The sequence below is a fragment of the Methylophaga sp. UBA4204 genome (assembly GCF_002379485.1).
Taxonomy (GTDB): domain Bacteria; phylum Pseudomonadota; class Gammaproteobacteria; order Nitrosococcales; family Methylophagaceae; genus Methylophaga.
Genome location: NZ_DFTU01000087.1, coordinates 94,395 through 104,364, shown reverse-complemented (window position 1 = coordinate 104,364; position 9,970 = coordinate 94,395). Strand labels below are relative to the sequence as shown.

Below are 9,970 nucleotides of genomic sequence, written 5' to 3'. Positions count from 1 at the left end.
CTAACGCATCAGCTCCGACTTCAGCCATATGGCTTAACCACTGGCCCCCACCTTTGGTAAACATGGTTACCGGCACACGTCTGCCATCATTTTCTTTGGTTAAACCGCTGATAATTTGCTGCATATAAGCAAGGGAGAATTCTCTGTAATTTGGTCCACTTAATGCTCCGCCCCAGGTATCAAATAACATTAACGCCTGGGCACCAGCAGCAATTTGTGCATTCAGGTAAGCAGTGACTGACTTGGCAAGTACGGATAACAAATCATGCATGACATCAGGTGTATCAAACATCATGGCTTTGATTTTGGCGAAATCCTTGCTGGAACTGCCTTCAACCATATAACACGCCAAAGTCCAGGGACTGCCACTAAAGCCAATTAAAGGCACTTTGCCATCAATTTCTCTACGTGTCAGGCGGATAGCATCCATCACATACCCCAGACTATCTTCCATATCCGGTACGCTGAGATTGGCTACATCGGCTGCACTACGGACTGTTTTGTGAAATTTTGGTCCTTCTCCGGTAACAAAATGTAACCCAAGTCCCATTGCATCAGGAATGGTCAAAATATCAGAAAAGATAATCGAAGCATCAAGATCATAACGTCGCAGTGGCTGTAAAGTGACTTCACAGGCCAGCTCCGGCGTGGTGCACAAAGTCATAAAATCACCGGCTTTTTCGCGCACCTGACGATATTCTGGTAAATATCGTCCGGCCTGACGCATAATCCATATGGGTGTTTTGTCGACAGGCTGCTTTAATAAAGCACGCAGATAACGATCATTTTTTAATTCGGACACCGGAGCACCTTTTTATTGTTGATGGCAAAATTTCCTAGCTCAGAAACAAAATCGCACTGAGAGGTCTACTCAAGCGAGTAGGACCAACCCAGTGCGATAAAATTGCCACTATTTTTCAGATATGTACTGAAGTTTAAACTTCCAGATAATCAAGAATGCCTTCAGCTGCCTGTCGACCTTCCCAAACAGCGGTCACCACTAAATCAGATCCACGGACCATATCACCGCCGGCAAAGATTTTCGGATTAGTGGTTTGATAGGCACAATTACCTTCAGCTGGGGCAACCACACGGCCACCATCATCAATGCTGACATTAAACTTTTCAAACCATGGCGCTGGGCTTGGACGGAAACCAAACGCAATAACAACCGCATCTGCTGAAATGATTTCTTCACTGCCAGCGACCGGCTCGGGACGACGACGTCCACGCTCATCGGGTTCGCCCATTGCAGTGGTCACAACTTTGACACCGGTGACTTTATTGCCATCACCAACGATTTCAATCGGCTGACGATTCCACATAAATTCAACGCCTTCTTCACGCGCATTATTCACTTCACGGCGTGAACCAGGCATGTTTTCTTCATCACGGCGATAGGCACAGATAACATTGGTTGCCCCCTGGCGAATCGCCGTACGGTTGCAATCCATAGCGGTATCACCACCACCGAGAACGACTACACGCTTACCTTCCAGTGAAACATAGTTTTCTGAAGGAAGATCCAGCAGTTTTTTGTTGTTGGCCACCAGATAAGGCAATGCTTCATACACGCCAGGCAATTCTTCACCAGGGAAGCCGCCTTTCATATAGGTGTATGTACCCATTCCCAGGAAAACAGCATCGTACTCTTCAAGCAAAGCATCAAATTCAACGTCTTTGCCCACGTCAGTATTTAGGCGGAATTCAATTCCCATACCTTCCATGACTTCACGACGGCGTTTAACAACCTCTTTCTCCAGTTTGAATTCTGGAATACCGAATGTCAGCAGACCACCAATTTCCGGATAGCGATCAAACACAACAGGCTTAACGCCATTGCGAACCAATACGTCAGCAGCACCTAAGCCTGCCGGACCAGCACCAATCACAGCAACCCGTTTACCGGTATCGACAACGTTGGATAAATCCGGACGCCAGCCCTGGGTCAGGGCAGTATCCGTAATGTATTTTTCTACTGAGCCAATGGTGACTGCACCAAAACCATCATTTAGGGTACAGGCACCCTCACATAGACGATCCTGAGGACATACCCGGCCACAGATTTCAGGCAATGTATTGGTTTGGTGTGCCAGTTCAGCAGCTTGTTCCAGATTGCCTTCACTAATCAGTTTCAGCCAATTCGGAATATAGTTATGTACTGGACACTTCCACTCACAATAAGGGTTACCACATTCCAGGCAGCGGTCTGACTGCTCAGCTGCCTGAGATGCATCAAATTCCCCATAGATTTCACCAAATTGCTGTTTACGAACGTTTGCATCCAGCTTTTTTGGGTCGACACGACCTACATCTAAAAATTGAAACGTATTTTTTTTCATCGTTATTAGTTTTACCAGTTGTATCAGGCCGCTTTGGTGGCGATTTTTAATAAACCATCCAATGACGCTGCTTTGGGTTTGACCAGCCAGAATTCTTTAATCGCCTGTTCAAAGCGGTCCAGAATCTGGTGCGCCCAGACACTACCTGTTTCACGCACGTGGTCTTCAATAAGGCCTTTTAGATGCAGAGCAGCTTCGGACATTTCGTCGCTGTCAATCCGCACCAATTCAACCAGCTCTTCGTTATAACGTTCCGCAAAGGTGTTATCCAGATCCAGCACATAAGCAAGACCACCGGTCATGCCAGCACCGAAGTTGAGTCCCGTTTCACCCAGCACAGTAACAACACCGCCGGTCATATACTCACAACCGTGATCACCAACGCCTTCAACAACCGCAACTGCTCCGGAATTACGAACCGCAAAGCGTTCACCTGCTTTACCTGCAGCATACAGTTCACCACCTGTAGCACCATATAAACAGGTGTTACCGATAATGCTGGCATTTTGCGTTTCAAAATCACTTTCCGGTGATGGGTAGATGGTCAGCTTACCTGCTGCCATGCCTTTACCAACATAGTCATTGGCATCGCCTTCAAGACGCATCTCCAGACCACCGGCATTGAATACACCAAAACTTTGTCCGCCAGAACCTTTGAGGTTCAGACGAATAGGTTTATCAATCATGCCGTAATTGCCATGAACCTTGGCGATCTCACCAGACAAACGGGCACCGATTGAACGGTTGATGTTACGAATTTGGTAACTGAATTCACCGCCGGTTTTATTGACGATGGTTTCTTTAATATCCACTACCATTTGCTCAGCCAGCTCACCCTTATCATAGGGTTCATTTTTCGGCTCGAGGCAGAATTGCGGTTTGTCAGCAGGAACACCGGCATTCGACAACAATGGTTGCAGGTTCAGCCCACGCTGTTTATCCGTCGTCCCTGGAAGGATTTCGAGCAAATCAGTACGGCCGATCAAATCTTGCAAACTACGCACACCCAGTTTTGCCAACCATTCACGCGTTTCACGTGCAACAAACTGGAAGTAGTTCATCACCATCTGCGGCAAGCCAATAAAGTGCTGCGTCCGCAGTTTTTCATTTTGTGTTGCAACACCGGTTGCACAGTTATTCAAATGACAAATCCGCAGATATTTACAACCCAACGCAACCATGGGCCCGGTACCAAAACCAAAGCTTTCAGCACCTAAAATAGCTGCCTTGATAACATCCAGACCGGTTTTCAAGCCACCGTCTGTTTGCAGACGTACTTTGTCACGTAAATCATTGGCACGCAGAGTCTGATGGGCTTCACTCAAACCAAGCTCCCATGGACCACCGGCATATTTGACTGAAGTCAGTGGGCTTGCACCAGTACCACCGTCATAACCAGAGATGGTTATCAAGTCGGCATAGGCTTTTGCAACACCTGCAGCAACGGTTCCGACACCTGCTTGCGAGACCAGTTTTACTGATACCAATGCATCAGGATTCACCTGTTTCAGATCAAAGATCAGCTGCGCTAAATCTTCAATCGAATAGATATCATGATGTGGTGGCGGTGAAATCAAGGTTACGCCAGGCACGGAATGGCGAAGCGTAGCTATCATCTGATTAACTTTGCCACCAGGTAACTGACCACCTTCACCCGGTTTCGCACCTTGGGCAATTTTGATCTGCAACACTTCAGCATTCACAAGATAATGTGGCGTTACACCAAAGCGTCCTGAGGCAATCTGTTTGATTTTGGAGACACGCTCGTTACCAAAACGATCCGGATCTTCACCACCTTCACCAGAGTTTGAACGACCACCTAAGCGGTTCATCGCAATCGCCAGCGCTTCATGCGCTTCGGGCGATAACGCTCCTAAAGACATGCCAGCGCTGTCAAAGCGTTGCAGGATAGCGCCAGTATCTTCAATTTCTTCAATATCCAACGGCGTTTCGGCCAGTTTGACTTCCAGCAAGTCACGCAACACCATTGCAGGACGCTCGTTCACCAAAGCGGCATAGGCCTTATAGTCATCATAACTACCGCCCTGAACCGCTTTCTGTAAGGTGCCAATTACATCCGGGTTATAAGCATGGTACTCACCGCCATGGATGAATTTCAGCAAACCACCTTGATCGCGTTTTTTACGTTGATTCCAAGCCAGTTTATTCAGCTGTAACTGATCGTTATGTAACGCATCAAAATCAGCGCCATTCACTCGACTGGTTGTCGCAGTAAAACACTTGTCGACAACAGCATCATTCAGGCCAACGATTTCAAACAATTGTGCCCCACGATAGCTGGCAATTGTCGAGATGCCCATTTTCGAGGTGATTTTGAATAAACCTTTATTGATGCCCTTACGATAATGACGACATAACTCGGCATGTTCGACATCTCTAATTTCATTGGTGGCACGCAGATCCTGCAGGCAAGCATAGGCAAGATAAGGATAAATTGCCGTCGCACCATAGCCCAGCAATACACCGAAGTGATGTGGATCACGAGCTGTCGCGGTTTCAACGATAATATTCGCATCACAGCGTAAACCAGCTTTAATCAGATGCTGATGCACCGCACCAGTTGCCAGTAAAGCATGCACCGGCAATGTGTCTTTGGAAATATCACGATCGCTTAGCACTAATACGACATTACCATCACGCACGGCATTTTCTGCATCAGCACAAATGTTATCAATCGCTTTTTCCAAACCTATTTCAGGCTGATAATTCAGAGAGATACGGTAAGATTTGTATTCAGGATCGTTATCGCCGAGCTTGAGGATCTGCTTAAACAGTTTTTCAGTTAATACAGGCGAATCAAGTACCACACGCTGGGCATGGTCTTCACCTTCTTCAAACAGGTTACGCTCTTCACCAATACACGTCTCCAGAGACATGACTATGTTTTCACGTAATGGATCGATAGGTGGATTGGTGACCTGGGCAAACTGTTGACGGAAATAGTCATACAATGAACGCACTTTCTCAGACATCACCGCAAACGGGCTATCATCGCCCATTGATCCAGTTGCTTCCTGACCAAGCTCACCTAATACACGAATGACCTGATCACGTTCTTCAAAACTGACGCCGAACATTTTTTCATAGATATCCAGCTCATCGCCCTGAATTGAAGGCAATGTATGCTCGTCATCTTTCTCTGTGTCGTGAAGACGCTGCAGATTATTATCCAGCCACTCGCGATATGGCTGTGCTTTTTTGAGCATATTGTTGATATCTTCAGGCATCAACAATTCACCGGTCTGGGTATCTACCGCCAGCATCTGACCAGGTTTCAGTCGTCCCTTTTCAACCACATCTTCCGGCTGATAGTTGTACACGCCTACTTCAGAAGCCAACGTAATATGACGGTCTTTGGTAATGACATAACGGGCTGGACGCAAACCATTACGATCCAAGGTACATGCCGCATAACGACCATCAGTGATAACTACACCCGCTGGACCATCCCATGGTTCCATATGCATGGAATTAAAATCATAGAATGCCTTGAGGTCAGCATCCATAGTGGGATCGTTCTGCCAAGCAGGTGGGATCAGTAAACGCATTGCACGGAACATGCTTACGCCACCAGCCAACAAGGCTTCCAGCATATTATCCATACTGGATGAGTCAGAACCGCTGGTGCCAACTAATGGGCGGATATCTTCCATATTCTCGATTAACGAGGTGGCAAATTTTGCACCACGCGCCAAGGCCCAGTTCCGGTTGCCTTGAACAGTATTGATTTCGCCATTGTGTGCGAGATAACGGAATGGCTGAGCCAGACGCCATTGCGGCCAGGTGTTGGTAGAGAAACGCTGATGGAACACACAAATCGCAGTTTCCATGCGTTCATCACTGAGATCTTTATAAAACACTGGCAAATATGAAGGCATTACCAGGCCTTTATAAGACACCACTTGTGATGACAGGCTTGGAATGTAGAAATCTTTATCGTCTGTAATGGCTTTTTCAGCTTTACGGCGCGCGATATAGAGATTGCGTTCAAATGCCGCATCATCCATAGACTCGCCAGCATTAACAAATACATGGCGCATCTTCGGTAGCAGCCGCAAGGCTTCCTGACCACATGCTGCTTCAGGCTCAACGGGTACTTCACGCCAGCCAGCGATTTGCAGGCCTTGTTCGATGAGCTTTGCGGTAACTGCGTCCTGCGCTAACTGTGCTTTAGTGTCGTCCTGTGACAGAAATACCATACCCACTGCATAGCGCTGTGCCAGCGAAAAGCCAAGCTCTTCGGCAATAGCTTTAAAAAAGCTGTCAGGTTTTTTTAGCAATAAACCACAACCGTCGCCGGTTTTGCCATCCGCACCGATTGCACCACGATGGGTCAGGTTACCCAGTGCTTCAATGGCTGTCTTAACAAGCCAGTGACTGGGTTTACCATCCATCTGAGCAATAAGTCCGAATCCGCAGTTATCGCGCTCAAATTCAGGTCTGTAAAGACCTTGTGTTAGTTCTGTTGGCTGACTCACGTCACATACCTTCATCGTTTGTTAGCGCCGTCGCAGCTCCACTCCGGTAGTTAAACCGGCACAGCTATGTCTAAACTGAGGAGCGTCGCACAAAAACACGGCAGAAAGGATCACCTAGTATAACGATTGATCCGGTACCATTCAATTCTAGCTGCATTTTTTTGACAACAACCAACAGCAGTAAATTTTCCTATTTTCAATAAAATAGCTAAAATGCACTGCTTTTCTGACAAACAATCGGACTAACAATGGACAAACCACTGGTAGGCGTAGTGATGGGCAGTAATAGTGACTGGCCAGTCATGCAAAAAGCCGTTGAACAACTTGAAGCTTTTGGCGTTGCCTACGAAACTCAGGTTGTATCTGCTCACCGAACCCCGGATCTACTTACCGAATACGCTAAAACGGCTAAAAGTAAAGGGTTAAGCTGTATCATCGCGGGAGCTGGTGGGGCCGCCCATTTGCCAGGTATGCTCGCGGCGAACACATTAGTCCCGGTACTCGGTGTTCCGGTTCCTTCGCGTTACCTCAAAGGCCAGGACTCTCTTTTATCCATTGTACAAATGCCTAAAGGTATTCCGGTTGCTACCTTTGCCATTGGTGAAGCTGGCGCTGCAAATGCTGCTTTGTTTGCTATTGCCCAACTGGCAATTCATGACACAAAACTGGCAGCAAAACTGGAACAGTTCCGCAAAAATCAGCATCAGGCCGTGCTGGATATGACACTTCCCCCATTAGCTTAGAACTGAGGATGTAGATGATTTTACCAGGTGCCACATTAGGAATGCTTGGCGGCGGTCAGTTGGGCCGCATGTTTACCACCGCGGCCCAGACGATGGGCTACAAGGTTATTGTGCTGGATCCAGACAAAAACAGTCCTGCCGGAATTATCGCTGATCAGCATATCTGTGCCGCTTACACAGATGAAGCAGCCTTGACCGAGCTGGCTCAGCATTGTGCAGCAATCACTACCGAGTTTGAGAATATTCCCGCCAGCACCCTGGCCTTTCTCGAAAAACGTACCGTTGTGCATCCCTCCTCATCTGCTCTGGCCAGCACGCAAAACCGTAACATAGAGAAAAACTTCATTCGTGCGCAAGGCATTGCCACCGTGCCGTTTGTCCGCATAACCCATCGGGATGATTTTGCTGATATCAGCACTCAGATTAAATTCCCGGCCATTCTTAAAGTTGCCACCTTCGGCTATGACGGAAAAGGTCAGATTGTTTGTGAGGATTTACAGGCTGCTTATGAAGCATTTGAAGCTTTAGGCCAAAAAGAATGTGTACTGGAACAGCGAATCGATTTGGAGCGCGAGATTTCGGTTGTTCTGGCGCGTGGCGAAGATAGTCAGATCACCGCTTTCCCGGTCGCAGAAAATGTCCACATCAACGGAATTTTACATTCAACCACTGTGCCTAGCGCTGCCGCTGAAACACAGCAACTTGCTGCTATTGAAATGGCCAGTAAAATTGCTGATGGACTTGATTACGTTGGCACTATGGCGGTTGAGTTTTTCGTTTCCAAGCAAGGCGAAATCATTGCCAATGAAATTGCCCCTCGTCCGCATAATTCGGGTCATTACACACTGGATGCCTGCAGAACATCGCAATTTGAACAACAGGTACGCATGTTATGCGGTTTACCCGCTGGAAGTTCCAAATTAATATCCCCTGTGGTGATGATTAATCTACTGGGTGATGTATGGGGAAACAGTCAACCTGGCTGGGATAAGCTACTCAATAAACCAGATATTAAACTGCATTTGTATGGCAAGAGAGAAGCCCGTGCTGGACGCAAGATGGGCCACTTTAATGTTCTGGCAGACACTCCTGAATTGGCAATGCAATCCGCCAATACGGTGTTTGACGACATTAAAGCAGACTAATGCATAGCGTTACCATTGTTTACTGTACCCAATGTCGATGGATGCTCCGTGCGGCCTGGATGGCGCAGGAGTTGCTCAGCACCTTTGATGGAGAGATTGCAGAATTAACACTTAAACCGAGTACCGGCGGTACTTTTGAGGTTACAGCAGACAATCAGTTGGCCTGGTCTAGAAAACAGGAAGGCCGTTTCCCGGAAATTACTGAGTTAAAGCAGCGGGTCCGCGACATAATTGCCCCTGAGCAGGATTTAGGTCATTCGGATCGGAAAAAGTAAAATTCCACTTTGGTGAATTAAAAAAGGGACGTTTTCGCGTCCCTTTTTATTGTTAAGCGCTTTCCACTTTCTCACTAAAGCCACAATCCTTCTGCGGACAGACTTTTTCGGTGCCTTTGCTCTTGGTTGTCTTAATGGTCAATATCGGCCACTGACAATTTGGACAGGCTTCTTTGATCGGTTCGTTCCATAATGCATAGTCGCAGGTCGGATATTCCGAGCAAGAATAAAACACTTTGCCTCGGCGTGACTTGCGCGTCAGGATTTCGCCCTTATTACATTTGGGGCATTCAACGCCAGTATTTTCAGGCTGCTCCAGTGATTCAATGTGTTTGCATTTCGGGTAACTGCTACAGCCGATAAATTTACCGTATTTACCTGTACGTACCCACAAATCCGATTCACATTTCGGGCATTTACGCCCTTCAACCACTTCCGGCTCACTCGCGGTGGTTTCTTCACCATCAATATTGCGGGTGTAATCGCATTCCGGATAACCGGTACAGCCGATAAACCGGCCACTGCGGCCTAACCTGCTGGATAGTTTTTTACCACATTTAGGACAATCTTCATCCAGCAGTTCCTGAGTGACATCGCTACGCTGGACTTCTTTATCCTTGGTTTCGACCTGCTCTTTAAATGGTCCCCAGAAATTGCGCAATAAAGGAATCCACTCGGCTTCACCCCGCGACACCGCATCCAGATCATCTTCCAATTTGGCAGTAAAGTCATAGTCCACATAACGGGTAAAATGCTGAACCAGAAACTTGCCGACAACACGTCCCACATCGGTGGGGTGAAAACGTTTGTTAATCAACTCAACATATTCACGCTGCAATAATGTAGAGATGATGCTGGCATAGGTCGAAGGACGACCAATATCATGTTCTTCCAGACTTCTGACCAGACTGGCCTCACTGTATCTTGGTGGTGGCTCGGTAAAGTGCTGTTCAGGGCGAATGGCGA

General features: G+C 47.3%; 7 protein-coding genes. 3 read left to right on the top strand and 4 right to left on the bottom strand.

The window, feature by feature from the left end; all coding sequences use genetic code 11:
* The 3 genes from hemE to gltB all read right to left on the bottom strand — a co-directional run.
* On the bottom strand, positions 1 to 802 hold an 802-nt coding region (gene hemE, locus B3182_RS12980; RefSeq protein WP_292753029.1), incomplete at its 3' end, for a uroporphyrinogen decarboxylase.
* 133 nt (positions 803 to 935) lie between these two features.
* The gene (locus B3182_RS12975) at positions 936 to 2,342 is read right to left on the bottom strand and encodes an FAD-dependent oxidoreductase (protein WP_292358517.1); all 1,407 of its coding nucleotides are present in this window, start codon (positions 2,340 to 2,342) and stop codon (positions 936 to 938) included.
* 23 nt (positions 2,343 to 2,365) lie between these two features.
* On the bottom strand, positions 2,366 to 6,856 hold the full coding sequence (gltB, locus tag B3182_RS12970; protein ID WP_292358518.1) for a glutamate synthase large subunit: 4,491 nt from the start codon (positions 6,854 to 6,856) through the stop codon (positions 2,366 to 2,368).
* A 233-nt stretch (positions 6,857 to 7,089) separates the two neighbouring features.
* Here gltB and purE point away from each other — a divergent pair, with 233 nt between their 5' ends.
* From purE to B3182_RS12955, 3 genes are read left to right on the top strand one after another with little or no spacing between them, the layout of a single operon-like run.
* Complete coding sequence (gene purE, locus B3182_RS12965) at positions 7,090 to 7,584, top strand: 5-(carboxyamino)imidazole ribonucleotide mutase (protein ID WP_292358520.1); 495 nt, start codon at positions 7,090 to 7,092, stop codon at positions 7,582 to 7,584.
* A 14-nt stretch (positions 7,585 to 7,598) separates the two neighbouring features.
* Positions 7,599 to 8,729, top strand: a complete 1,131-nt coding sequence (locus tag B3182_RS12960) for a 5-(carboxyamino)imidazole ribonucleotide synthase (protein WP_292358522.1) — start codon at positions 7,599 to 7,601, stop codon at positions 8,727 to 8,729.
* Positions 8,729 to 9,004 carry a SelT/SelW/SelH family protein gene (locus tag B3182_RS12955; RefSeq protein ID WP_292358523.1) on the top strand — a complete coding sequence of 92 codons (276 nt, stop codon included), beginning with the start codon at positions 8,729 to 8,731 and terminating at the stop codon, positions 9,002 to 9,004. Before B3182_RS12960 ends, B3182_RS12955 begins: the two co-directional genes overlap by 1 nt.
* 52 nt (positions 9,005 to 9,056) lie before the next feature.
* Here the strand turns inward: B3182_RS12955 and B3182_RS12950 are convergent.
* Positions 9,057 to 9,970, bottom strand: a 914-nt coding sequence (locus tag B3182_RS12950) for a topoisomerase DNA-binding C4 zinc finger domain-containing protein (protein ID WP_292753026.1), incomplete at its 5' end; no start/stop codon positions are given.